This is a genomic window from Flavobacterium kochi, assembly GCF_048286715.1.
In the GTDB taxonomy this organism is placed as follows: domain Bacteria; phylum Bacteroidota; class Bacteroidia; order Flavobacteriales; family Flavobacteriaceae; genus Flavobacterium.
In genome coordinates this window covers 84,483-107,929 of record NZ_JBLVPW010000015.1, presented here as the reverse complement: position 1 = coordinate 107,929, position 23,447 = coordinate 84,483, and the positions used below count along the sequence as shown (strand labels likewise).

The window sequence follows — 23,447 nt, the reverse complement described above, 5'->3', positions numbered from 1 at the left end:
AGAGTATAAAGTCTTAATAATTATAGTTAAAAGACAAATTTAGGATATAGAATTGGGATTAGCCGATTTGTTAATTTTTATTTAACGTTTGTACATACAAATATTAATATTGTGAAATTTAAGAGTTCACAAATTTCAAAAAACAGATCCATTTTGCGATTCATCATAGGACTTATAAAAAATGAAATGGTTTAATCAATAATTGAAAAAAATACTGTTTTTAGGAAAATTAATTCAATGAAGCTGAATTTATAATTTAAAACCGAATTGATGATAAGGTACCTGAGTTTCCACTAAATAGTAAATGAACCTGAATTACTTTCAGCATTAAAAAAATAGGACAAATAATAGTTTAACTAATGTAATTCCAAATATTTTTCTTTTTAGTCATTTCGATAAAAATGGCTCTCAATGCAGCATGCTCCGGTTTTTGCATTCCTGCATCGTCTTTTAATAATTTCAAAACATAGTTTCTGGCTAATGCCAAAGTATCCCTGTCTCTTACTAAATCTGCAATTTGAAGGTTGAGTACCCCGCTTTGTAGCGTTCCCATTAAATCTCCCGGGCCACGAAGCTTCAAATCGACTTCAGCAATTTCGAAACCATCATTAGTTTGAACCATCGTTTCCATTCGGGTTTTACTATCGGAACTCAATTTGTGGCTCGTCATCAGAATGCAATAGCTTTGCTCTGCACCACGGCCCACACGACCACGAAGCTGATGCAATTGGGACAATCCAAAACGTTCGGCGCTTTCAATGATCATGACACTGGCGTTAGGAACATTCACACCGACTTCAATTACTGTTGTTGCCACCATTATATTTGTTTTTCCTTCTGAAAAGCGCTTCATTTCGGCATCTTTATCCGCGGGTTTCATTTTTCCGTGTAAGATTGAAATAGAATATTGCGGTAGTGGAAAATCACGGGAAATACTTTCGTAACCATCCATCAAATCTTTGAAATCCATTTTCTCCGATTCCTGAATTAACGGATACACAATATAGATTTGGCGACCCAAAGCGATTTCATCCCGCAAGAATTTCCAAACTTTCAATCGGTTGCTGTCAAAACGGTGTACAGTTTGAATGGGTTTTCGTCCCGGTGGCAATTCATCAATCACGGAAATGTCTAAGTCGCCATACAAACTCATTGCTAAAGTTCTAGGAATAGGAGTGGCAGTCATCACCAAAACGTGTGGGGGAATCGTATTTTTCTTCCACAATTTAGAACGTTGTTCTACGCCGAAACGGTGTTGTTCATCAATCACTGCCAAGCCTAAATTCTTAAATTTTACTTTGTCTTCTAATAAAGCATGTGTTCCTATAAGAATATGTAATGTACCGGTTTCCAGTTCTTCATGAATAATTCTGCGTGCAGCTATTTTGGTGGAGCCCGTCAATATTCGGATGTTGATGTTTAAGGTTTTTGCCAATTCTGATAAGCCAATGAAATGCTGATTGGCCAGAATTTCAGTGGGTGCCATCAAACAAGCTTGAAAGCCATTATCGAGTGCCAAAAGCATACTCATAAAAGCCACAATTGTCTTTCCGGAACCTACATCACCTTGCAATAGTCGGTTCATTTGGGCGTTGCTGCCCATATCCGTTCTTATTTCTTTGATTACTCTTTTTTGAGCGTTTGTGAGTTCAAAAGGCAAATGATTTTGATAAAAAGCATTGAAATAGTCGCCCACTGTTATAAATGGATGCCCTTTTATTTTATGTTTTCGAATCAGATTTTTCGTAATCAATTGCAATTGGATAAAGAACAATTCTTCGAAGATTAATCGGAATTTGGCTTTTGTCAGGACTTCAGCACTTTTTGGAAAATGAATATTGAACAAAGCTGCTTTTTTAGGAATCAGTTTCAATTCGTTAATCAAATAATGGGGTAAGGTTTCCGTGAATAAAGCCTGAGTTTCCAGAAATAATTGTTGCATCAGTTTATTAATCACCCGATTCGAAATCCCGCGATTCGTTAAGGTTTCTGTCGAAGGATAAACGGGTTGCATCGCTGAACGTAAACTTTGTTCGTGTTCGCTCATCAACTCAATTTCCGGATGCGCCATATTGAACGCATTACCAAAAGAAGTACATTTTCCGAAAATCACGCAGATTTCATTGAGCTTTAAACTTTCCCGAATCCATTTGTGACCTTGAAACCAAACGAGTTCCATTTGTCCGGTATCATCCACAAAAGTCGCTACCAACCGTTTTTGGTTTCTGCCAAATTCAACAGTTTTGATATTGATGATTTTACCAATAATCTGAACTTCGGCACTATTGTTTTGCAGCTCATTAATCTTATAATAGCGGGTCCTGTCAATATACCGATTTGGGAAAAAATTAACCAAATCTCCATACTTATGAATTCCCAATTCCTTACGAAGTAATTCGCCCCGATTGGGACCAACGCCTTTTAGGTATTCGATGGGAGTTAGTAGGAGGTTTTGCTGCATACTGCGAAGATAGTTTTTTGTTTGGAAATTTGGAAACAGGAAAATTTAAATTTACGTAAGAAAATTAGCGTATTTCAGAAGTGTTTTTTAATTATAAAATCAAAATGAAACAAAGTTTAATCATCTTACTGTTTATGCTTTCAACGAGTACTGACCTGCATGCTCGAAAAAATAATGAAACCTATAAATTCAGATGATGTAGAGTCAAGTAGTTCTTAAAAAAAATAAAAAGTTTAAAAACGACAATTCATCGCTAGGCTTTTCATGAAAAACGAAAAAGGGTTTATAAAATAAAGATTAATAATAACCTGAAAAAGTATGCTTACTTTAGCAGTCGTATTTAGGAAAGTTGAATTGATTTTGATAACAATAAAAAATATAAAATGGTACTTGATAAAATTGAAAATTATAAGCTTTACGAGAACCTTAGCGAAAGGATTGCTAAAGGATTTGAATTTATTAACAACACCAATTTAGCCCAAATGGAGTCTGGGAAATATCAGATAGACAATGATGATGTTTTTGCAATTGTGCAGGAATATGATACAAAAGAAGTTAACGATTGTAAATTAGAAGGGCATATTAAGCATATAGATATTCAATATGTTATAAAAGGTGTTGAATTAATGGGAGTTACGACTAAAAACAATCAAAAAATAATAGTTACTGATGAAGAAAAAGATTATTCTTTTTTTGAAGGAGAAACCTCCTTAATTAGAGTAGAAGAGGGAATGTTTACCCTATTCTTTCCTGATGATCTTCATCGACCTTGTGTAAAAGCGGAACGTATTTCTAAAGTAAAAAAAGTTGTTGTAAAAGTACGAATTTGATAATCAAGTTATTTATGGCTGGCATTGGCAACAAGCGGCAATCATACAAGAGATTAAAAAAACTATAAAAATCGCCTCGTTTAGTTTTTGAATAAGGTCGCTTTTTAGTAAAACGGTTCGTAAGTTCTTCAAAGTTTGCTTCGAAGTTTTACTGTAGAATGATCCCTGTTAATTAAATTGTGAATTCCGTTTCAAACGCAATATCTTTGAACTAATAAAACGCTTAAAAATGACAACTCATCTCGCCCTGCTTCGCGGCATCAATGTTTCCGGTCACAATATGATAAAAATGGAGGCTTTGAAAACGACTTTGGAAGCTGTTGGTTTTCAAAATGTGCAAACCTATATACAATCAGGGAATGTTTTTGTAGATACAGAAGAAGAAAATGCCTCTAAAGTAGGATTTCAAATCAAGCAGGAAATTTTCAAAGTTTTTGGTCATGAAGTCCCTATTGTAGTTATCGGTTCAGCAGATTTAGAAGCGTGTTTTAAAAACAATCCTTTTTTGAAGGAGGCAGCTATCGATCATAAAAAATTATACGTGGCTTTCATTTCTACAGCCTTGCGAAGCGAGAGCATCAATGATTTAAAAATTAGTCAATTTAAACCGGATGAAGCCAGTATCGATGCGAGCAGAATTTACATTAAATATGCTGTCGGTGCCGGAAAGACGCGATTTGATCAAAAATACATTGAAAAAAAACTGAATGTAACAGCAACCATTAGGAATTGGAATACGGTGACACAGTTGCTGAAAATGTTTGGAGAACGATAAGGCTAAAAAAGGCAGCTGCTATTGATATTAATTCGGACTGCTTTATTTTAGCATTAAAAAAAGTAATTAATTATAATTGGACGCAACCTTTTAAACCTGTTATCATCTACATAGTATCTTTAAAAAATGATAGATGAAACATTTTGCTATTCTTGTTTTTCTTTCTTTTTTTAATTCCTGTTCAAAGGATGCTGTAGCAACGCATAGTACCGGTTATTACGGAAAATGGACTTTGGTTAAAATGTCGGGTACTCTTTCTAACTCAGAAACTACCGGTACAGCAATGGAGTGGCACGAATTTTATTTGTTGAATACTGACGGACATTTACAAAATCGAGAGAAAGAAATGCGATTAAAACGACCATTTCCGGAACCTATACTGCTTCAAATCATCCGGACGGAATTTATTTGGAATTGACATATCCCAATGACAGCGAGATTATAGGTAGCTGTTATGGAAATCTAAAAGAGAAGCTTTATATAATAGAAAATACTACCTTATCCAATACTTGGAAAAACTGCGATGGGCCAGGATTGGAATACAGAAAAAGTAAATTATAAGTGCATTTTGGAACATTTTTCATAAGATTTGGTTAGGGTTAATTCTAGGATTATGTGGCACTTTTGGAAAAGAGTACTCGAAGTTTTTTTGACTTTTGTGTGCTTTTTTTTTAGTTTGACCCTAAAATTATAAACAATTCTGCATAAAAAAGTTATATAATAAACATGAAATGATTTATATTTACTTCCAATTACCAATGCAGAAGTGTTACTGCACCATTTAAAACCCTAACCCGTAAATAGATGACTTTTAGATTTTCTTTTATCCTCACAGTACTGTTTGTTTGTATTTCAATTGCTCAAAATGGAACTCCAAACGATTACTTGTCGGCTCAATTTCACAAAGATCGAAGAGAGGCTTTGCGTAAAAAAATGCCCAGTAATAGTGTCGCAGTGTTTTTTGGTAATCCTGTTCGGAACCGAGCTAATGATGTCGATTATGTATACCATCAGGATCCTGATTTTTATTATTTAACAGGATACAAAGAACCCAATTGTGTTTTGATTGTTTTTTCGAATGATCAAACGGACAAAGACGGAAAAACCTATAACGAAATGCTTTACGTTCAGGAAAAAAATCCAAAGGCGGAGCAGTGGACAGGAATACGTTTGGGAACAGAAGGCGCTAAAAAGGAGTTAGGTTTTGAGGTGGCGCTAAATGGGAAAGAGTTTCTGAATTCCGGAATTGATTACGGAAGTTATAATACTGTGCTGTTTAAGGAATTTGAAGGGGACATCAGAAATTCAAAGCGAGATAAAGCCGACTTATACAAATTAATGGAAGCTTTTAAAACTCAAATTGGATATGATGTGAAAACAGAAAAACAAGTAGATTCTAATTTGCAAAATGAGATTAATACTAAAAAAAGCATTACTTCAAAAAAAGCAGCTGTAGATACTAAATCAATTACAACTTTCATGGCTAGTTTGCGTGAGAAAAAATCCAAGGAAGAAATGGTTTTGCTTACCAAAGCGGTTCGGATTTCGGCTATGGGACAACGTGAAATAATGAAAGCAATGCATCCTGGAATGTCTGAAACTGAAATACAAGGCGTACATGAGTTTGTGTATAAAAAGTATGGTAGTGAGTTCGAGGGGTACCCTTCGATAGTAGGAGCAGGCAATAATGGTTGTGTGCTGCATTATATTGAAAACAGCAAAATGAAAGTAGAAAATGATTTGGTACTGATGGATTTAGGGGCAGAATATCATGGCTATAGCGCCGATGTAACCCGGACTATTCCAGCCAATGGAAAATTCTCTACAGAGCAAAAGCTAATTTATGATTTAGTCTACGATGCCCAAGAAGCTGGGATTGCTACTGCTAAAATAGGAAACAGTATCAGTGCTCCCGATGTTGCGGCACGTAAAATAATCAGCGATGGTTTAATTAAATTAGGAATTACTAAAACAACGGATGAATCACGAAAATATTTTCCGCATGGGACTTCACATCACATCGGTCTGGATGTTCATGATCCAGGTTTGTATAATAATTTTGAAGAAAATATGGTACTCACGGTTGAACCCGGAATTTATATCCCAAAGGGAAGCGATTGTGATAAAAAATGGTGGGGAATTGCCGTACGAATTGAAGACGATATCTTAATTACAGCTAATGGACCTGTTAACTTATCCGGAGAAGCACCGAGGAAGTCAAATGATATTGAATCACTTATGAAAGAAAAAAGTGTTTTTGATAGTTTTAATTTGCCAAAATTGGATTAGACCTTTCTTTAGGGCTATCCCAAAAAACAAAACTCCGTTGTCTTATGACTTCGGAGTTTTTTATTAAAAATCATTTAACTATTAAATCGCAGTACCAAAAACCGAAATCAAACGCATCGGAAGCACTCGTATCGCAAGCGGTATCCGATGAATCTTCATCTTTTTGCTTTTCGTATTTTCTGTAAACAACTTCGCCAATTTCGAAATCAATGGGTTGAGAGAAAATCGGGCCATCAAAAGTAAAGGTATGAAATTCACCGTTTTCACCGCAGACATCTACATTTTCTGGTAGATCATTAATGAACTCCTGATCAATAACACGACCTACAAAGCTTTTATCCAAAAAACGTTCATTGACACAAACAACAATCGTTTTAAAACCTAAGCTAATAAATTCCTGAATCAAATCATGTGTTGGAATTTTCCAAAGCGGGAAAACGCCCTCGAAACCTATTTCAGCTAATTTGTCTTCACGGTATTTACGCAAATCTTCCAGAAATATATCTCCAAAAATAGAATGTGTAATGCCTTGGTCTTTTAGTTTTGCCAATGTTTTGCTCATCACACTTTCGTAGACCTCCATCGTGGGCATTTCGGGAATTTGCATGATTTCAAGCGGTAATCCAATGCTTTTGGCTTGTTGTACCAATAATTCTACCCGAACACCATGCATCGAAATGCGTTGGAATTGTTGGTTTACGCTCGTAAGCAAACAGCTAATTTCGAATTCAGAATTTTGTGCTGTTTTGTATAAGGCAAGAGCAGAATCTTTTCCGCTGCTCCAATTAAATAGGGCTTTTTTTTTCAAAGTGATTTTCTTGAGGTTTTTCCAGGGGTAAACTTACAAAAATTGTACTATTAGTTTGGTAATCCTTTGTAACTTTGGAAATCTCAGTTATAATTTTTACAATAATGAAATACCTGTTCCTCTTATTATCCACAATAGCATTCGGTCAACAAGCACAATCCGTAGATTTTAAATCGGTTTATGGACAAATAACAATTAATACTAAAGATAAATCTATTAGAGGAGCAGTTAGTTATTGGTTTGATGTTTTGAAACCAACAGATACCATTAAAATCGATGCGCAAAACATGGATTTTACCGAGGTAGAATTGAATCAGAAAGAAATTCAATTTTCTACTAATGGAAAACAAATTCTATTGATTTCACCTTTTAAGAAAGGGGCAAATAGCATTAGTTTTAATTATGTTGCCCAGCCGAAACAAGCGCTGTATTTTGTTGGTTCGGAAGAAAAAGATAATTTGCAAATTTGGACTCAGGGACAAGGGAAATATACAAGTCATTGGTTTCCGAGTTTTGATGATGTAAAGGAAAAAATGATTTTTAATTTAGAAGTGGTTATTGATTCTAAATACCAGGTAATTTCTAACGGAATTTTAAAAAGCAAAGTGAATAAAAATTCGATGACGTATTGGAGATTTAACATGCAAAAACCGATGAGTTCTTATCTATTAATGCTTGCCATCGGAAAATTTGAAAAAGAAACGCAACTATCCAATTCGGGAATTCCTTTAGAAATGTACTATGAATCCAAAGATGGAGCTAAATTGGAACCAACTTATCGTTATTCGAAACAAATATTTGATTTTCTAGAAAAGGCAATAGGAGTGAAGTATCCCTGGGAAATATATAAACAGGCTCCCGTTCGCGATTTTTTGTATGCAGGGATGGAAAATACATCGGCAACTTTATTCTCCACTCGTTATGTAGTTGATGCGATTGGTCATGAAGACAGAAGTTATACCAATGTCAATGCGCATGAATTGGCGCACCAGTGGTTTGGCAATTTAGTTACTGCCGAAACCAGTAAACACCATTGGCTTCAGGAAGGTTTTGCAACCTACTATGCCTTATTGGCCGAAAAGGAAATCTATGGTGAAGATTATTTTTATTCTAAATTATATGAATCAGCGCAACAATTAAAATACGCTTGCAGAACCGATACAATTCCTGTTTTGAATGCCAAAGCCAGTTCGTTGACGTTCTATCAAAAAGGTGCTTGGGCGTTGCATGTCTTACATGAAACTATAGGAGATAAGGCTTTTAAAAAAGCAGTACAATGCTATTTGAAAAAACATTCGTTTCAAACGGTAAATACACAGGATTTCTTTGCTGAAATAAAAAAAGTATCTGATTATGATTTGAGTAATTTTAGTAAAGTATGGCTTGAAACAACTGGTTTTAATTTACAAGAAGCTAACATTTTATTGTATAAAAATAGGGCTATTCAGGTATTATTTGAAGTGGAGAAATTAAGAAATAAACCTTTGTCTGAGAAAGAAGAGTTTTTTACTAAAACAGTACAATCGAATGTTTATTTTTTCGTAAAAGAAGCGATAATAAATCAATTAAAAGAACAAAAATTTGAAGATAAATCTAACCTTTTAGGCTTGGCTTTGGAAACCAAAAACATACAAGTTCGTCAAGCGGTTGCGGAGACACTAAATGAAATTCCGGAAAGTTTTAGGATGCAATATGAAACTTTACTCGATGATAAATCGTATCAAACACAAGAAATAGCGTTATATAATTTATGGAATAATTTTCCCGAACAACGCGCTCGATATTTGGATAAATCAAAAGGTTGGATCGGTTTTAGTGATTATAATCTGCGAACGTTATGGTTGTCTTTAGCATTATCGACAGCAAATTATTCAACAAATAAAGAACCATTAATAGCGGAATTGATTAATTATTCATCATCTAATTATGAAGCAATCATTCGTCAAGATGCTTTAGAAAAACTGCTTGCTTTTAATATAATCAACGATGAAGTATTGGGAAATTTGGTTAAAGCAACAACGCATCATATGTGGCAATTTTCGAAATTTGGAAGAGACAACATCAGAAAACTGCTAAAAAGAAGGGAAATGAGGGTTGCTTTCGAAAGAATTCTGCCGAATTTAAATGGAACTGATCAATTTCAATTGAATCGGCTATTGAAGGAATAGCTTAAATCAGATAAAATGATTCTATTATTTTTGCCGCCAATTTACTGATTTTTATAAAAATCGATGAATCTGTGGCATTTTTAGAAGCGATATGCGAAATAATTTTACCACAATTGCCCTACTTCATTTTTGATATAAGCCAAAGCTGCATTGCTTGGCGATTGTTTTTCCATTAAATCATTCAAAAGCACTTCACGCAATTTATCAGCGCTATCCACACGATCACTCATATTGGCTTTACGAATCATTTGAATTGTGGCATTTTTAGCTGTCACAATAATGGTCCAACATTCATCAGACATATAAATTTGTTGCGTCAAATTATGTTCAAATTCCTGTTCGATTTGTGCAATTATAAGATTTTCGTAATCGTTTTTATCTTGCGAAACAGGAGCAATACGAATCAATAATTTTGTGGGATTGATGCGTTCCATATACAACGTCATACGCTCAAATGCTTGCAAACGCAAAGGTAATGCGTTTTTCTGGGCTTCTTTGTTTAATAAATAACGGCGTCTTCCTTCCTCGTTTTTGGTATGAAGATCAAAAAAATAATAGGCCACAGCCCCTGTGACAATTGATGGTAAAGTATAACTTAGTAATCCTATGATTTGTATTGACTCCATTTTTTTTTTGTAAAATTTATAAAGGCAAAAATATACTTTTTTGATTATAAATCAACTTGATTTAATTAGCAATAAATCAATTCGAATGGTATTTTTACAATTTATACTGGAATTTTTAATATTGATTATTAGCATGGAAACTTATGTATTGGTTTTACTTTGCCTAGCCGCTTTTGCCGCAGGATTTATAGACGCTATTGTAGGTGGCGGTGGCCTGATACAAACGCCTATGGGGTTAATATTATTACCTAATTTGCCAGTTTCAACAGTTATTGGAACCCTAAAAGTTCCTGCTTTTAGCGGTACTTCTTTTGCTGCCTATCAATATCTTAAAAAGGTCGATATGAACTGGAAATTGCTAGCGATTATGATGCTTTTGGCTTTTCCTTCAGCATTTTTAGGTTCTACATTGTTAACGTATGTGAGTAATGATTTTATGAAGCCATTATTGCTGGTTGTACTTTCCTTTTTAGTTATTTATACCTATGCAAAGAAGAATTTTGGGCAACATATCGAAAAAACTCATTCTCCAAGAACACAGCTGTTAAATGCTATAGGAATTAGTTTTATAGTGGGATTGTATGATGGATTTATTGGTCCCGGAACGGGTAGTTTTTTGGTGGTTGCTTTTATTGCAATTATGGGATTTGATTTTTTACATGCGTCCGCAAATGCTAAAATGGTGAATCTCTCCACTAACTTTGGTTCCATTTGTCTGTTTATTTTGAAGGGCAAAATTATTTGGGGAGTAGCAATACCAATGGCAGTTAGTAATGCTTTTGGAGGGTGGATTGGAGCAAAATTAGCGATCCATAAAGGAAATAGTTTTATTCGAATTTTCTTTTTGGTGGTTGTAATTGGGACTTTAATCCGCTTTGCCTACGATGTTTTTTTTAAATAATAAATACAGAATGTCCTGTTAAAAATAATAGCGGAACGAAATAGTCAATTCTTGTTTTTTGGTACTTAAAACCTCATTCAAAATCGCTATTTTTGCATAATATAATTTAAAAATTTCCATGCATAAATATATTGATCAACTTAACGAAGCGCAACGCGAACCCGTTCTACAAAAAGACGGTCCTATGATAATTATTGCAGGAGCAGGTTCTGGGAAAACGCGGGTGTTGACTATTAGAATTGCTTATTTGATGCATCAGGGAGTGGATGCGTTTAGTATTTTGTCTCTGACTTTTACCAATAAAGCAGCTCGAGAAATGAAAAAACGTATCTCTGATATTGTAGGTGCTGGTGAGGCCAAAAATCTTTGGATGGGAACCTTTCACTCTGTTTTTGCGCGAATTCTTCGTTCAGAAGCGGAGCATTTAGGCTATCCTTCGAATTTTACTATTTATGATTCTCAAGATTCACTGCGTGCAATTTCAGGAATTATCAAAGAAATGCAATTGGACAGAGATGTATACAAACCAAAACAGGTTTTAAGCAGGATTTCCAATTTCAAAAATAGTTTGATTACGGTAAAAGCCTATTTCAACGATCTTGATTTGCAAGAAGCCGATGCCATGTCTAAAAAACCTCGAATGGGGGAAATTTATCAGAATTACGTAGACCGATGTTTTAAAGCAGGAGCAATGGATTTTGATGATTTGTTATTGAAAACTAATGAACTGCTGACTCGTTTCCCAGAAGTATTGGCTAAATATCAAAACCGTTTCCGTTACATACTGGTCGATGAGTACCAGGATACGAATCACTCTCAATATTTGATTGTTAGAGCGTTGTCTGATAAATTTCAGAACATCTGTGTAGTAGGGGATGATGCACAAAGTATCTATGCATTTCGCGGGGCAAACATCAATAATATCCTGAATTTCCAAAAAGATTATGAAGGTGTGAAAACCTTTCGATTGGAACAAAATTACCGTTCGACAAAAAATATTGTTGAAGCAGCCAACACTATCATCGATAAAAATAAAGTCAAGCTTGATAAAATAGTTTGGACGGCTAATGATTTTGGCCCAAAAATAAAAGTGCATCGCAGTTTAACAGATAACGAGGAAGGCCGATTTGTAGCAAGTACTATCTGGGAAGAAAAAATGCAGAATCAGTTGCATAATGGCGCATTCGCTATTTTGTACCGTACTAACGCACAATCTCGTGCTATGGAAGATGCATTGAGAAAAAGAGATATCCCTTACCGAATTTATGGAGGACTTTCATTTTATCAAAGAAAAGAAGTTAAGGATGTACTATGCTATTTGCGATTGGTTATCAATCCAAAAGATGAAGAAGCACTAGTCCGGGTAATCAATTATCCTGCGCGTGGAATTGGGAATACAACTATAGAAAAATTAACCATTGCCGCCAATCATTACAAACGTTCCATTTTTGAAGTGATGCAGAATATTGAGCGAATTGATTTAAAACTGAATTCGGGAACCAAACAAAAACTGCTTGATTTTGTTACCATGATTCAAAGTTTTCAAGCAATAAATGAAAACCAAGATGCCTTTTATATCACAGATCATGTTGCTAAAAAAACGGGATTGGTTCAAGAATTAAAGAAAGATGCGACTCCTGAGGGGATGGCTAAAATTCAGAATATTGAGGAATTATTAAACGGTATTAAGGATTTTACCGAAGGACAAAAAGAAGTTGACGGCGCTCGAGGTGCTTTATCTGAGTTTATGGAGGATGTGGCTTTGGCAACGGATTTAGATAAAGATACCAGTGATGAGGATCGTGTAGCCTTAATGACGATTCACTTAGCTAAAGGATTGGAATTCCCTCATGTTTTTGTGGTAGGAATGGAAGAAGATTTATTTCCAAGTGCCATGAGTATGAGTACGAGAAGCGAACTGGAAGAAGAACGTCGCTTATTTTATGTAGCTTTGACAAGAGCCGAACATCAGGCCTATTTGACATACGCACAATCGCGATATCGTTGGGGGAAATTAACGGAAAGCGAACCTTCGCGTTTTATTGAGGAAATCGACAGTCAGTATTTAGAATATATGACACCTCCTGAAAATAATTACCGTTATAAGCCTATGATTGACAGTGATATTTTTGGGGATGTAGATAAATCTAAATTGCGTCTGGCAAAACCAATAGGAAGTACACCTCCAAAAAACAGTACCGATAACGAACCTAAATCGGATATAAATATTAGAAAATTAAAACCAGTATCTGCAGGTAGTTCTTCGGCTGGAAGTGCTAATTTATTTGATAATAAACTTATTGCAGGGAATATGGTTATGCATGAACGCTTTGGAAAGGGACAAGTTATCAACCTGGAAGGAGTGGGAGCTGATAAAAAAGCCGAAATAAAATTTGAAGTAGGCGGAATAAAGAAATTGTTATTGCGATTTGCAAAATTGGATATTATTGGATAATCATAGGTTGTCTTTTATCTGTTTTCTGAAATCTAAAATTTAAAAAAAAATGGCTCAATTTATAAAAATATACCCGGACAAACCAAGCGAAGCAGCAATTGCCAAAGTAGTTAAGGTTTTAAAAGATGGCGGTTTAGTGATTTATCCAACGGATACCGTATATGGATTGGGATGTGATATCACCAATACGAAAGCGCTAGAGCGTGTCGCCAAGATAAAAGGAATTAAGCTCGAAAAGGCTAATTTTTCCTTTGTTTGTCACGATTTGAGTAATTTATCCGATTATGTGAAACAAATTGATACACCTACTTTTAAACTATTAAAAAGAGCTTTGCCAGGACCATATACTTTTATTTTACCGGGAAATACTAACTTACCTAAAGAATTCAAAAAGAAAACGACAGTGGGAATTCGGGTTCCCGATAATTCCATTGCACTGGAAATTGTACGCCAATTAGGTAATCCAATTGTTTCTACGTCGATTCATGATGATGATGATGTCATAGAATATACAACTGATCCAGAGCTCATTTTCGAGAAATGGCAAAATCTAGTTGACCTGGTTATTGATGGGGGGTATGGCGACAATATGGGATCTACCATTATAGATTTGTCTGGTGATGAACCGATAGTAGTCAGAGAAGGTAAAGGAAGCTTGGATATTCTTTAAGCGATTGTTTTGATTTGAGATTAAGAATGTTAAACAACATCCTAAAAAAAAAGCATAAAAAAACGTCTTGATCTTCAAGACGTTTTTTTTATTTCTGCAATTTGCAATCTGAAATGATTATTGTTTTTGTTTTTTCATTTCTTTTTCAATCATATCGTAGAATTGATCGATTTTAGGTAAAACAACGATGCGAGTTCTTCTGTTGCGTGCTCTGTTTTCAGCTGAATCATTAGCAACTAAAGGAACGTAAGAACTTCTTCCCGCTGCAATTAGTTGTTCTGGTTTAACACCTAATTGATTCGTCAATACACGAATGATAGACGTCGAACGTTTCACACTTAAATCCCAGTTGTCCAATAAAATACCTGAACCATTATAAGGAACGTTATCAGTATGTCCTTCAACCATACATTCAAAATCAGGTTTGTCATTAACTACTTTAGCTACTTTAGCCAAAACACCTTTTGCTCTGTCGGTTACATCATAACTTCCAGTTTTAAACAACAATTTGTCTGCAATAGATATAAATACAACTCCTTTTTCAACATTTATTTCGATATCCGGGTCAGAAATGCCAACAGCACTTTTTAAACTTGTAACAACAGCAAGTGTAACACTGTCTTTTTTAGTTAAGGCATCTTGCATTCTGCTGATTTTCAAATCTTTTTCTTTGATAGATTCTAAAGCTTTCTCAATATTTTCAGCCCCTTTAGTGGTCAATACCGTCATGTCTTTAGACGTATTGATCAGTGTTTGATTGTGCTCTTTTAAACCGGCTACCGTTGCTGAAAGTCCCGCTTTTTCTTCTAAGCAAGAATTTAATTTTACAGTAGCAGAATTCAATAAATCTTGGGTTTCTTTGTTTCTAGCTTCTAAAGCGGTGTATTTCTTTTTAGAAACACAAGAAGTTAAAAGTACTAATACTGATAAGGCAATTACTATTTTTCTCATAAATTTTTTTTTAAGATTTGATTTGTAAATTTAGTTTTTAAAAGTTAGAAATTATACATAAATTAATGTTAAAATTATTTAACAAAAACCTTGCCACTGTTAATGTAATAGGAGTAAACGATACTTTTTGTATTGTAGTATTTTTCAGTTTGAAATTCATCTCTTTTTTTTAAATTACTTGAAAACAAGCTGTAAAATGAACCATGCGCTTTTATTATTGCTAAAAAATGATTGGATTTTCCTTGTAAAAGAAAATGCACTCCGGCAATTCCATCCAGGATCATTCTGCAAAACAGAATCCAGTACAATTTATCATTAGGTAAATTTTTTGTCAACATCAATAAAGAGTTTCTAAAATTCAAATATGTTTTCTTTGGATTTCCTTGTTTTAAAGTGGCTCCTCCAACGTGATAAACAACAGATTTTGAATTGTATTTTATTTTAAATCCTTTATTGATTGCACGCCAACATAAATCAATTTCTTCCTGATGGGCAAAAAAATCGGCATCAAAACCTTGTAATTCCTTATAAACCGAGCTTCGTATAAAGAAACAGGCTCCAGAAGCCCAGAATATTTCACAGTTGTCATTGTATTGTCCGTTATCCTTTTCTAAAGTCTCAAAAATACGTCCACGACAGTAAGGATAACCGTATTGATCTATAAAACCTCCCGCTGCACCAGCATATTCGAAATATTCTTTACGTTTAAAATCTAATATTTTAGGTTGGATAATGGCTGTTTCCGGTTCGTTTTCGAAAGTTTTATGGATGGGCTGTAACCAATTTTCAGTGACTTCAACATCGGAATTTACCAAAGCGTAAATCTGCGCATCAATATGTTTTAATGCTTCATTATAACCACCGGCAAAACCTAAATTACTTTCATTTTTCACGATTTTCACGGAAGGAAAATTAGCCAGTACAAATGAAATAGAATCATCTGTTGACGCATTATCTGCAATATATATAGTAGCTTCGGATGAATATTGCAGTACCGAAGGCAAAAAATTTTCTAATAATTGTACTCCGTTCCAATTGAGTATGACAACAGCTATTTTCATTTAGATCGTTTGATTATTGGATTTCATACATTGGTAATTCGGGTAAAAACTGATATTTTTCATTTTCAAAATCCATTTGACAAAAGTAATGATTCAATCCGTTGGTCACCATCAAAAATTGGGCGTGCATCGTCATATTGTAACGAGCTATTTGGTCGAAAGTCGCTTGTGCAATTTTTATTTCAGGAGCTTTACATTCGATTAAAATGAAAATAGAACCATCAGGATTGAAAACGACAACATCATATCTTTTGCGTAAGCCGTTGACTTTTAAGACTTTTTCTACATTTATCAATGATTTTGGGTATTTTTTTTCTTCCAGTAAAAACTGGACTACATGCTGACGGACCCATTCTTCTGGGGTAAGAATGATAAATTTTTTCCTGATTTCATCAAATATGGAGACTTTATTTTCGTTATTTTTGAACCGAAAGTTATAAAGTTGAAAATTTAGTTTTTGCATAAGGCAAAAGTATTAAATAAGTTTAAAATTTAAAGTGTAAAGTTTCACTAGAAACAAACTTTGAACTTCAAACTTTTAAACAAAAAGAAATGGACGAGGTTATAAAAATTGTAAATGATATAAAAAGCGGCAACATCAAACCCATCTATTTTTTGATGGGGGAAGAACCGTATTATATTGATAAACTGTCTGATTATATTGAAGAAAAAGTATTAAGCGAAGAGGAAAAAGGCTTTAATCAAACCATTTTATATGGAAGAGATGTTTCAATAGAAGATATTATTTCGACCGCTAAAAGGTATCCAATGATGGCGGAGCGCCAAGTGGTGATTGTAAAAGAAGCGCAAGATTTGATTCGGACGATTGATAAGTTGGATAGTTATGCTGAGAATCCAATGCTTTCAACTGTTTTGGTTTTTTGTTACAAATATAAAACGTTGGATAAACGAAAAAAACTTACTAAGTTATTAGCAAAGAACGGTATCGTTTACGAAAGTAAAAAATTGTATGAAAATCAAGTGGGAGACTGGATTAAACGTGTTTTATCAGGAAAGAAATATGCCATAGAACCAAAGGCAAGTGCTATGTTAGTAGAATTTCTTGGAACGGATTTAAGCAAAATTAACAACGAACTTGAAAAGTTACAGATTATCCTGCCCACCGGTAGTACAATAACTCCAAAGCATATAGAGGAGAATATTGGTTTCAGTAAAGATTTTAATGTATTTGAATTGCGAAAAGCATTGGGGGAACGCAATCAATTAAAAGCATATACCATTGCCGAAAATTTCGCCCAAAATCCAAAAGACAATCCAATGGTGGTTACTACGAGTCTGGTTTTTGGATTTTTTATACAATTATTGAAATACCACGGATTGAAAGACAAAAATCCAAAAAATGTAGCAGCAGTATTAGGTGTGAATCCTTTCTTTTTGAAAGAATATGATGTTGCTTTAAAAAATTATCCAATGAAAAAAGTGAGTCAAATTATTGGTGCTTTAAGAGATATTGATGTAAAAAGTAAAGGCGTTGGTGTCAATGCGATGTCACAATCTGATTTGTTAAGAGAAATGCTGTACAAAATATTTAATTAGCGACTAAAATTACCGATATTTGCAGCTCTAAATATAATTTACCTAAATATGGGAATGAATAAAAATACTATCTTAGGTTGGGCTACTTTAATAATGATTGTAATGGGTTTATTGCTTATTGCGTTAGGCGCTTTCAGATATGATGATGTAGCAGGTTGGGGATTTGCAGCCGTAGGTGTTGGCTTTCTGGCTAACGCATGGGTTTTTAGTTCGCTTAAGGGCAGGCTTTAATAGTTATTTTAAATGTTGAATTTTAAATTTTAAATTAAAAAGAATGGCAGACGATAAAAAAGTGATATTCTCAATGTCGAAATTGAGTAAAACGTATTCAAGCAGTGATAAGCAGGTGTTAAAAAATATTTATTTAAGTTTTTTTTATGGAGCTAAAATAGGTATTTTGGGTTTAAATGGCTCCGGAAAATCTTCTTTATTAAAAATTATTGCAGGTGTTGATAAAAACTATCAGGGTGACGTCGTGTTTGCACCAGGTTATACTGTGGGATATTTAGAGCAAGAACCACATTTGGATGATGATAAAACAGTTATTGAAATTGTAAGAGAAGGAGTTGCTGAAACAATGGCAGTTTTGGATGAATTTAACCAAATCAATGATAGTTTCGGTTTGCCTGAAGTATATGAAAATGCGGATAAAATGGAGCAATTGATGGATCGTCAAGCGCTTTTGCAAGATAAAATTGATGCATTAGGTGCTTGGGAAATCGATACTAAATTAGAAATTGCTATGGATGCTTTACGTACTCCAGAAGGTGATACTCCAATTAGAAATTTATCTGGTGGAGAGCGTCGTAGAGTAGCTTTATGTCGTTTGTTGTTGCAACAACCTGACGTATTACTTCTTGATGAGCCTACAAATCACTTGGATGCAGAAAGTGTACTGTGGTTGGAGCAACATTTAGCGCAATACGCCGGAACCGTAATTGCAGTAACGCACGATAGATACTTTTTAGATAATGTAGCAGGTTGGATTTTGGAATTGGACAGAGGTGAGGGAATTCCTTGGAAAGGGAACTATTCTTCCTGGCTAGATCAGAAATCAAGTCGTATGGCGCTAGAAGAAAAAGTAGCTTCAAAACGCAGAAAAACACTTGAACGTGAGTTGGACTGGGTTCGTCAAGGTGCCAAAGGCCGTCAAACTAAGCAAAAAGCGCGTTTGCAGAACTATGATAAATTATTGAATGAAGATCAAAAACAATTGGATGAGAATTTGGAAATTTATATTCCAAATGGTCCACGTTTAGGAACGAATGTAATTGAAGCGAAAAATGTTGCTAAAGCATATGGCGATAAACTGCTATATGATAATTTAAATTTTACGTTGCCACAAGCAGGGATTGTTGGGATTATCGGACCAAATGGTGCGGGTAAATCAACAATTTTTAAAATGATTATGGGTGAAGAAAAGCCAGATGCAGGCGAGTTTTTAATTGGTGATACCGTAAAAATTGCTTACGTAGATCAAGCACACTCTAACATAAATCCCGATAAATCGATTTGGGAAAACTTTGCTGACGGTCAGGAAATGATTATGATGGGAGGAAAGCAAGTAAATTCAAGAGCCTATTTGTCAAGATTTAATTTTGGTGGAGGTGAACAAAACAAGAAAGTTTCTATGCTTTCAGGAGGAGAAAGAAACCGTTTGCATCTTGCGATGACACTAAAAGAAGAAGGAAACGTGCTTTTACTGGATGAGCCAACGAATGATTTGGACATTAATACCCTTCGTGCATTAGAAGAAGGCTTGGAAAACTTTGCTGGCTGTGCGGTAGTAATTTCTCACGACAGATGGTTCTTGGACAGAATTTGTACGCACATTCTAGCTTTCGAAGGAAACTCTGAAGTATATTATTTTGAAGGTGGTTTCTCTGATTATGAAGAGAATAAGAAAAAACGTTTGGGTGGTGATTTAACTCCAAAACGATTGAAATACAGAAAATTAATTAGAAGTTAATATCCTTCAGAATAGTTAATATCAATAAGAGGATGTCTAAATTTAAAGATATCCTCATTTTTTAGATAGTATTTCTTATGATCAGCATTCATCATAATTAAAATAGCGGCAACTAATGCTACTTATTATCAAACCGAACATGACAATCATTATAGATGATCCGTTATCACAAGAAAAAAGGGATCTGTCTTTCATAACTCCAATTTTAAGTCGGTCAAATATAGCATTACTGTTAAAAGTACGGATGATAATTATTATAATTAATTCTATTCTAGAAATTTAGCTTTTAGTTCCCTAGTGGGAATCATACAGCTTTCCTTTTTTCCAAACCATTTGTAGCGGTTTTTAGCGATATAATCATAGATGCGATTATTAAAGGAAGTAGCGAAAAGGGAAAATAAAGTTCCAAAATAATAAATTCCTCCTAGACTTGCAGCAATTTTGATTACGGCTTCCGATTTATAATAATAGGCAATCCCAGGTTGGTATAAAATGATACTGTCAATGTTTTTGGTATCGATTCCAATGTGTTTTGTAATTTCCTGACCCAAATTAGATTGTAGAGACACAAACCTAAAAATATCATTTTTATCGTGTTTAATGACAAATTGTACAGCCGAATGGCAAAGATTACAAACACCATCGAAGAGGATAATTTTTTTGTCTTTAGGAATCTTAGGCATGATTTAAAATTTAGGGTTCAACATTTAAAATTAGTAAACGGACTGAGGCCCTTCCTTTGCAAACTGTAAATTGAAGACAGAAATTTACTTCTTACCCGCCTCTACGAATTCCAAATCCTCTAAACTTACTTTAGAAGTAAATATGCCATAGTTCACCACTGCTTTATTTTTTTCAATTTTATCGATGCTTCCTACTGATTTTCCGTCGAGCATCCGAACCCGATCGCCTACTTTTAAGATTGTCTTTGGTTTTATAATTACAGGTTTTAGTTTCTTTTCTTTCTTTTCTTTGCGGATTTCTTCTACATGAACCGTGATTTCCTGTATCACTTCTTTTTTCTTCTCAATAATAGCTATGGCCTCTTTTGGAGTGGCTTTTTTGCGTTTGGAGTTTTCAATTTCAATAATTTTCAAAAATTCACCAATCAGGTCTTTTTTATTTTTGTTATTAAAATATTTCTCTGCTATATCTTCTATTTTTTGACCAATATAAATCGTTTTCTGATTGCTGTCATATAATTCCTGATAGCTTTCCAGTTTTTGTTTAATTTTTACATTAATGTTTTCCATTTTCTTGCCTTCTTCACGTGCTTTTGTTTCCTCTTCTTTTAGCGTTTGTGAAGTTTTTTCCATCTTAGACCGTTCTTTCTGAAGGGTAGCAATCGTTTTATCGAAGCGCACTTTTCCGACTTCGATTTTCTTTTTTGCACGGTTTATTAAACTAAATGGAATTCCGTTTTTTAAAGCTACTTCAAAAGTAAAAGAACTTCCCGCTTGTCCCAAAACCAATTTGTACAAAGGTTCTAATGTTTTTTCGTCGAAAAGCATGTTGGCATTGGTTGCACAAGGCAATTCATTAGCTAGAATTTTTAAATTCGAATAATGCGTTGTAATAATCCCGAAAGCTTCCCGATGATAAAACTCTTCTAGGAAAATTTCGGCCAGGGCACCCCCTAATTCCGGATCAGAACCGGTACCAAATTCGTCAATCAGGAACATCGTTTTTTTATTGCACTTCTTTAAAAAGTAGTTCATGTTCTTTAATCGGTAGCTATAGGTACTTAAGTGATTTTCAATAGATTGATTGTCTCCAATATCGGTTAAAATACGATCGAATAAAAATGTTTCACTACGTTCGTGTACAGGAATTAACATTCCAGATTGCAACATCAATTGAAGCAATCCAACGGTTTTTAATGAGATGGTTTTTCCTCCTGCATTGGGACCTGAAATTACGATGATTCTACTTTCCTGAGATAGTTCAATAGTCTGTGGATGCGTAATTTCATTTTTCTGTTTGTTATTCAAATACAAAATAGGGTGGTAGGCATCTCTAAAATAGAGTCGACGTTCCTCAGTGATTGTCGGTAAAATTCCATTTATTTTATTAGCGTATTTTGCCTTGGCAGCAATTACATCAATATCACTTAAAAAATCCTGGTAGTGAATGAGCAGTGGTAAAAAAGGACGTATTTTATTCGATAACTGCTTTAGTATTCGGGTGATCTCCTCTTTTTCCTCGTATTCTAAATTGCTTAGTTCGCGAGAATATTTGAGTGTGGTTTCGGGTTCGATATACGCTATACTTCCGGTTTTAGAGCTACCCAGAATCGATCCTTTTACTTTACGACGGTACATCGCGAGAACAGCTAAAACTCTTCTGTTTTGAACGAAACTTTCTTTAATGTCATCTAAATAGCCGAGTGCATTATATTGCGTCAAAGCTGTCCCAAAGCTTTGATTGACTTTGCCACGAACCAGATTCATATTCCTGCGAATATCCAATAAATCAGCAGAGGCATTGTCTTTTATTTCACCATATTTGTCGACTACTTCATCGACCATTGTGATGATTTCTTTAGTAAATTCTACTTGTGCAGCCCTTGTGTTTAAGTTAGGGTAGTAATCTTCGAATTTTTTCAGGAAATTCAACAGAAAATTTGCAGTTGATGAAATAGTGGCGATTTTTCTAAAACTACCCACTTCAAGAAAACTGTCTTCAATAGCCAGGAATTTAATTTCATGCGTTATGGCATCAAAGCCATGATTAGGAATGGCATTATTATTCTGAAAAGAGGAAACATACTCAGATGTTTGCATTAATGCATGCATCAAGGTTTCCCTGTCTTTAAACGGAGTTATTTCTAATGCTTTTTGTTTTCCAATATCAGTATTACAAATCGTCGAAATGGTATCGAGAACGGTTGGGAATTGTAAATCTTGTAATGTTTTTTCGGTGATGGATATCATTTAATAAATAGAAATTTTCCACAAAGTTACAAACTTGTTAAGTTGTATTAATCTAAAACAATTAATTTTTATATTTGTTCAATGAAAAAAAACGAAATGATCAATACTTTGCAAACAGAAAAGCAATTCCTGAAAGATAATTGTAGCGTTGTAATGATTGCTTTGTTTGGTTCCTATGATAAAGGACTTGAAAAAGCTGATAATGATGTTGATTTCTTTGTTGAGTTTAAAGAAGTATCTTATAACTTTTTGATGGGACTATATTCTTATTTGACAACTGCACTAAGCAAATTTGAATAGCATGCAGATCAATCTTAATCATCAATGGCAATCCATTTTATCAGACGAAATTCAGAAACCCTATTTTCAGGATTTAATAAAAACCGTTGGAGAAGAATGTAAAAAGCATACGTGTTATCCTCCAAAAGAATTGATTTTTGCCGCTTTTAACTATTGCAGTTTTAAGGATGTAAAAGTGGTTATTATTGGGCAAGATCCATATCATGGAAAAGGGGAGGCCAATGGTCTGTGTTTTTCGGTAAATGACGGTGTCAGAATCCCCCCTTCTTTACGTAATATTTTTCGCGAAATGAGTAATGATTTAGGGACTGTTTTTATGCTCGCTTCTGGTAATTTAGAAATATGGGCGAAACAGGGTGTTTTGCTTTTGAATGCATCGCTGACCGTAAGGGAAGGCAATCCAAACAGTCATAAACATTTAAAATGGAATATTTTTACCGATGCTGTTATTCGAAAAATTTCCGAGGAAAAAGAGCATGTAGTCTTTTTACTTTGGGGTAATTTTGCCCATAAAAAAGGGCTCAAAATTGACCGAAACAAACATTTGGTATTAGAATCCGGCCATCCGTCACCAATGAGTGCGAATCAGGGGAAGTGGTTTGGAAATAAACATTTTAGCAAAACAAATGACTACTTGAAAGAAAACGGCATAGACCCGATTAAATGGATGTAAGCAATTCAAATATTCAAAAA

The 23,447-nt window shown here is 34.4% G+C and carries 21 protein-coding genes; 13 read left to right on the top strand and 8 right to left on the bottom strand.

Annotation, left to right across the window (positions count from 1 at the left end; all coding sequences use genetic code 11):
* Positions 1-352: 352 nt before the first annotated feature.
* Positions 353-2,461, bottom strand: a complete 2,109-nt coding sequence (gene recG, locus ACNQGH_RS14375; protein ID WP_417956708.1) for an ATP-dependent DNA helicase RecG — start codon at positions 2,459-2,461, stop codon at positions 353-355.
* Positions 2,462-2,844: 383 nt separating this feature from the next.
* On the opposite strand from recG, the gene ACNQGH_RS14370 reads away from it, so the two are divergent.
* From ACNQGH_RS14370 to ACNQGH_RS14355, 4 genes are all read left to right on the top strand, one after another.
* Complete coding sequence (locus ACNQGH_RS14370; protein ID WP_417956707.1) at positions 2,845-3,291, top strand: NanQ anomerase/TabA/YiaL family protein; 447 nt, start codon at positions 2,845-2,847, stop codon at positions 3,289-3,291.
* Positions 3,292-3,520: 229 nt separating this feature from the next.
* Positions 3,521-4,066 carry a DUF1697 domain-containing protein gene (locus tag ACNQGH_RS14365; protein ID WP_417956706.1) on the top strand — a complete coding sequence of 182 codons (546 nt, stop codon included), beginning with the start codon at positions 3,521-3,523 and terminating at the stop codon, positions 4,064-4,066.
* A 133-nt stretch (positions 4,067-4,199) separates the two neighbouring features.
* Positions 4,200-4,484 carry a hypothetical protein gene (locus tag ACNQGH_RS14360; RefSeq protein ID WP_417956705.1) on the top strand — a complete coding sequence of 95 codons (285 nt, stop codon included), beginning with the start codon at positions 4,200-4,202 and terminating at the stop codon, positions 4,482-4,484.
* 386 nt (positions 4,485-4,870) lie between these two features.
* The gene (locus ACNQGH_RS14355; RefSeq protein ID WP_417956704.1) at positions 4,871-6,355 is read left to right on the top strand and encodes an aminopeptidase P N-terminal domain-containing protein; all 1,485 of its coding nucleotides are present in this window, start codon (positions 4,871-4,873) and stop codon (positions 6,353-6,355) included.
* A gap of 70 nt (positions 6,356-6,425) precedes the next feature.
* Here the strand turns inward: ACNQGH_RS14355 and ACNQGH_RS14350 are convergent, their stop codons facing one another.
* Positions 6,426-7,163, bottom strand: coding sequence for a Dph6-related ATP pyrophosphatase (locus ACNQGH_RS14350; RefSeq protein ID WP_417956703.1), 738 nt, complete (start codon positions 7,161-7,163; stop codon positions 6,426-6,428).
* Positions 7,164-7,267: 104 nt separating this feature from the next.
* Between ACNQGH_RS14350 and ACNQGH_RS14345 the strand changes: the two genes are divergently transcribed.
* On the top strand, positions 7,268-9,331 hold the full coding sequence (locus ACNQGH_RS14345; RefSeq protein ID WP_417956702.1) for a M1 family metallopeptidase: 2,064 nt from the start codon (positions 7,268-7,270) through the stop codon (positions 9,329-9,331).
* Between the two features lie 104 nt (positions 9,332-9,435).
* Here the strand turns inward: ACNQGH_RS14345 and ACNQGH_RS14340 are convergent, their stop codons facing one another.
* Entirely contained in the window at positions 9,436-9,957 is a 522-nt protein-coding gene (locus ACNQGH_RS14340; RefSeq protein ID WP_417956701.1) for a DUF7935 family protein, read from the bottom strand.
* Between the two features lie 133 nt (positions 9,958-10,090).
* Here ACNQGH_RS14340 and ACNQGH_RS14335 point away from each other — a divergent pair, with 133 nt between their 5' ends.
* From ACNQGH_RS14335 to ACNQGH_RS14325, 3 genes are all read left to right on the top strand, one after another.
* Positions 10,091-10,858 (top strand): sulfite exporter TauE/SafE family protein, encoded by a 768-nt coding sequence (locus tag ACNQGH_RS14335; protein WP_417956700.1) that lies wholly within the window; start codon positions 10,091-10,093, stop codon positions 10,856-10,858.
* A 118-nt stretch (positions 10,859-10,976) separates the two neighbouring features.
* Positions 10,977-13,313 carry an ATP-dependent helicase gene (locus ACNQGH_RS14330; RefSeq protein ID WP_417956699.1) on the top strand — a complete coding sequence of 779 codons (2,337 nt, stop codon included), beginning with the start codon at positions 10,977-10,979 and terminating at the stop codon, positions 13,311-13,313.
* 49 nt (positions 13,314-13,362) lie between these two features.
* Entirely contained in the window at positions 13,363-13,983 is a 621-nt protein-coding gene (locus tag ACNQGH_RS14325) for an L-threonylcarbamoyladenylate synthase (protein WP_417956698.1), read from the top strand.
* Positions 13,984-14,100: 117 nt separating this feature from the next.
* Here ACNQGH_RS14325 and ACNQGH_RS14320 read toward each other — a convergent pair whose 3' ends face one another.
* The 3 genes from ACNQGH_RS14320 to ACNQGH_RS14310 all read right to left on the bottom strand — a co-directional run bounded on the left by ACNQGH_RS14320 (position 14,101) and on the right by ACNQGH_RS14310 (position 16,458).
* Positions 14,101-14,934, bottom strand: a complete 834-nt coding sequence (locus ACNQGH_RS14320; protein WP_417956697.1) for an OmpA/MotB family protein — start codon at positions 14,932-14,934, stop codon at positions 14,101-14,103.
* 74 nt (positions 14,935-15,008) lie between these two features.
* Positions 15,009-15,995 (bottom strand): glycosyltransferase family 2 protein, encoded by a 987-nt coding sequence (locus ACNQGH_RS14315; RefSeq protein ID WP_417956696.1) that lies wholly within the window; start codon positions 15,993-15,995, stop codon positions 15,009-15,011.
* Positions 15,996-16,008: 13 nt separating this feature from the next.
* The gene (locus tag ACNQGH_RS14310; protein WP_417956695.1) at positions 16,009-16,458 is read right to left on the bottom strand and encodes a type I restriction enzyme HsdR N-terminal domain-containing protein; all 450 of its coding nucleotides are present in this window, start codon (positions 16,456-16,458) and stop codon (positions 16,009-16,011) included.
* 89 nt (positions 16,459-16,547) lie between these two features.
* On the opposite strand from ACNQGH_RS14310, the gene holA reads away from it, so the two are divergent.
* From holA to ettA, 3 genes are read left to right on the top strand one after another with little or no spacing between them, the layout of a single operon-like run.
* Complete coding sequence (gene holA, locus ACNQGH_RS14305) at positions 16,548-17,552, top strand: DNA polymerase III subunit delta (RefSeq protein WP_417956694.1); 1,005 nt, start codon at positions 16,548-16,550, stop codon at positions 17,550-17,552.
* Positions 17,553-17,600: 48 nt separating this feature from the next.
* Positions 17,601-17,783 carry a CAL67264 family membrane protein gene (locus ACNQGH_RS14300; RefSeq protein WP_091169561.1) on the top strand — a complete coding sequence of 61 codons (183 nt, stop codon included), beginning with the start codon at positions 17,601-17,603 and terminating at the stop codon, positions 17,781-17,783.
* Positions 17,784-17,826: 43 nt separating this feature from the next.
* Positions 17,827-19,521, top strand: a complete 1,695-nt coding sequence (ettA, locus tag ACNQGH_RS14295; RefSeq protein WP_417956693.1) for an energy-dependent translational throttle protein EttA — start codon at positions 17,827-17,829, stop codon at positions 19,519-19,521.
* A gap of 266 nt (positions 19,522-19,787) precedes the next feature.
* Here the strand turns inward: ettA and ACNQGH_RS14290 are convergent, their stop codons facing one another.
* Together ACNQGH_RS14290 and ACNQGH_RS14285 are read right to left on the bottom strand one after the other, a co-directional pair.
* Positions 19,788-20,204 (bottom strand): thiol-disulfide oxidoreductase DCC family protein, encoded by a 417-nt coding sequence (locus ACNQGH_RS14290; RefSeq protein ID WP_417956692.1) that lies wholly within the window; start codon positions 20,202-20,204, stop codon positions 19,788-19,790.
* An 84-nt stretch (positions 20,205-20,288) separates the two neighbouring features.
* Positions 20,289-22,454, bottom strand: coding sequence for an endonuclease MutS2 (locus ACNQGH_RS14285; RefSeq protein ID WP_417956691.1), 2,166 nt, complete (start codon positions 22,452-22,454; stop codon positions 20,289-20,291).
* An 81-nt stretch (positions 22,455-22,535) separates the two neighbouring features.
* On the opposite strand from ACNQGH_RS14285, the gene ACNQGH_RS14280 reads away from it, so the two are divergent.
* Together ACNQGH_RS14280 and ung are read left to right on the top strand one after the other, a co-directional pair.
* Positions 22,536-22,754, top strand: a complete 219-nt coding sequence (locus ACNQGH_RS14280) for a nucleotidyltransferase family protein (protein WP_417956690.1) — start codon at positions 22,536-22,538, stop codon at positions 22,752-22,754.
* A gap of 1 nt (position 22,755) precedes the next feature.
* Complete coding sequence (gene ung, locus ACNQGH_RS14275) at positions 22,756-23,427, top strand: uracil-DNA glycosylase (protein WP_417956689.1); 672 nt, start codon at positions 22,756-22,758, stop codon at positions 23,425-23,427.
* The last annotated feature ends 20 nt before the right edge of the window (positions 23,428-23,447 follow it).

Excerpts from the sequence above, each read along its gene's own strand:
- recG (WP_417956708.1), bottom strand. The coding sequence starts at position 2,461 with ATGCAGCAAAACCTCCTACTAACTCCCATCGAATACCTAAAAGGCGTT.
- ACNQGH_RS14370 (WP_417956707.1), top strand. The coding sequence starts at position 2,845 with ATGGTACTTGATAAAATTGAAAATTATAAGCTTTACGAGAACCTTAGC.
- ACNQGH_RS14365 (WP_417956706.1), top strand. The coding sequence starts at position 3,521 with ATGACAACTCATCTCGCCCTGCTTCGCGGCATCAATGTTTCCGGTCAC.
- ACNQGH_RS14360 (WP_417956705.1), top strand. The coding sequence starts at position 4,200 with ATGAAACATTTTGCTATTCTTGTTTTTCTTTCTTTTTTTAATTCCTGT.
- ACNQGH_RS14355 (WP_417956704.1), top strand. The coding sequence starts at position 4,871 with ATGACTTTTAGATTTTCTTTTATCCTCACAGTACTGTTTGTTTGTATT.
- ACNQGH_RS14345 (WP_417956702.1), top strand. The coding sequence starts at position 7,268 with ATGAAATACCTGTTCCTCTTATTATCCACAATAGCATTCGGTCAACAA.
- ACNQGH_RS14340 (WP_417956701.1), bottom strand. The coding sequence starts at position 9,957 with ATGGAGTCAATACAAATCATAGGATTACTAAGTTATACTTTACCATCA.
- ACNQGH_RS14335 (WP_417956700.1), top strand. The coding sequence starts at position 10,091 with ATGGAAACTTATGTATTGGTTTTACTTTGCCTAGCCGCTTTTGCCGCA.
- ACNQGH_RS14330 (WP_417956699.1), top strand. The coding sequence starts at position 10,977 with ATGCATAAATATATTGATCAACTTAACGAAGCGCAACGCGAACCCGTT.
- ACNQGH_RS14325 (WP_417956698.1), top strand. The coding sequence starts at position 13,363 with ATGGCTCAATTTATAAAAATATACCCGGACAAACCAAGCGAAGCAGCA.
- ACNQGH_RS14320 (WP_417956697.1), bottom strand. The coding sequence starts at position 14,934 with ATGAGAAAAATAGTAATTGCCTTATCAGTATTAGTACTTTTAACTTCT.
- ACNQGH_RS14315 (WP_417956696.1), bottom strand. The coding sequence starts at position 15,995 with ATGAAAATAGCTGTTGTCATACTCAATTGGAACGGAGTACAATTATTA.
- ACNQGH_RS14310 (WP_417956695.1), bottom strand. The coding sequence starts at position 16,458 with ATGCAAAAACTAAATTTTCAACTTTATAACTTTCGGTTCAAAAATAAC.
- holA (WP_417956694.1), top strand. The coding sequence starts at position 16,548 with ATGGACGAGGTTATAAAAATTGTAAATGATATAAAAAGCGGCAACATC.
- ACNQGH_RS14300 (WP_091169561.1), top strand. The coding sequence starts at position 17,601 with ATGGGAATGAATAAAAATACTATCTTAGGTTGGGCTACTTTAATAATG.
- ettA (WP_417956693.1), top strand. The coding sequence starts at position 17,827 with ATGGCAGACGATAAAAAAGTGATATTCTCAATGTCGAAATTGAGTAAA.
- ACNQGH_RS14290 (WP_417956692.1), bottom strand. The coding sequence starts at position 20,204 with ATGCCTAAGATTCCTAAAGACAAAAAAATTATCCTCTTCGATGGTGTT.
- ACNQGH_RS14285 (WP_417956691.1), bottom strand. The coding sequence starts at position 22,454 with ATGATATCCATCACCGAAAAAACATTACAAGATTTACAATTCCCAACC.
- ACNQGH_RS14280 (WP_417956690.1), top strand. The coding sequence starts at position 22,536 with ATGAAAAAAAACGAAATGATCAATACTTTGCAAACAGAAAAGCAATTC.
- ung (WP_417956689.1), top strand. The coding sequence starts at position 22,756 with ATGCAGATCAATCTTAATCATCAATGGCAATCCATTTTATCAGACGAA.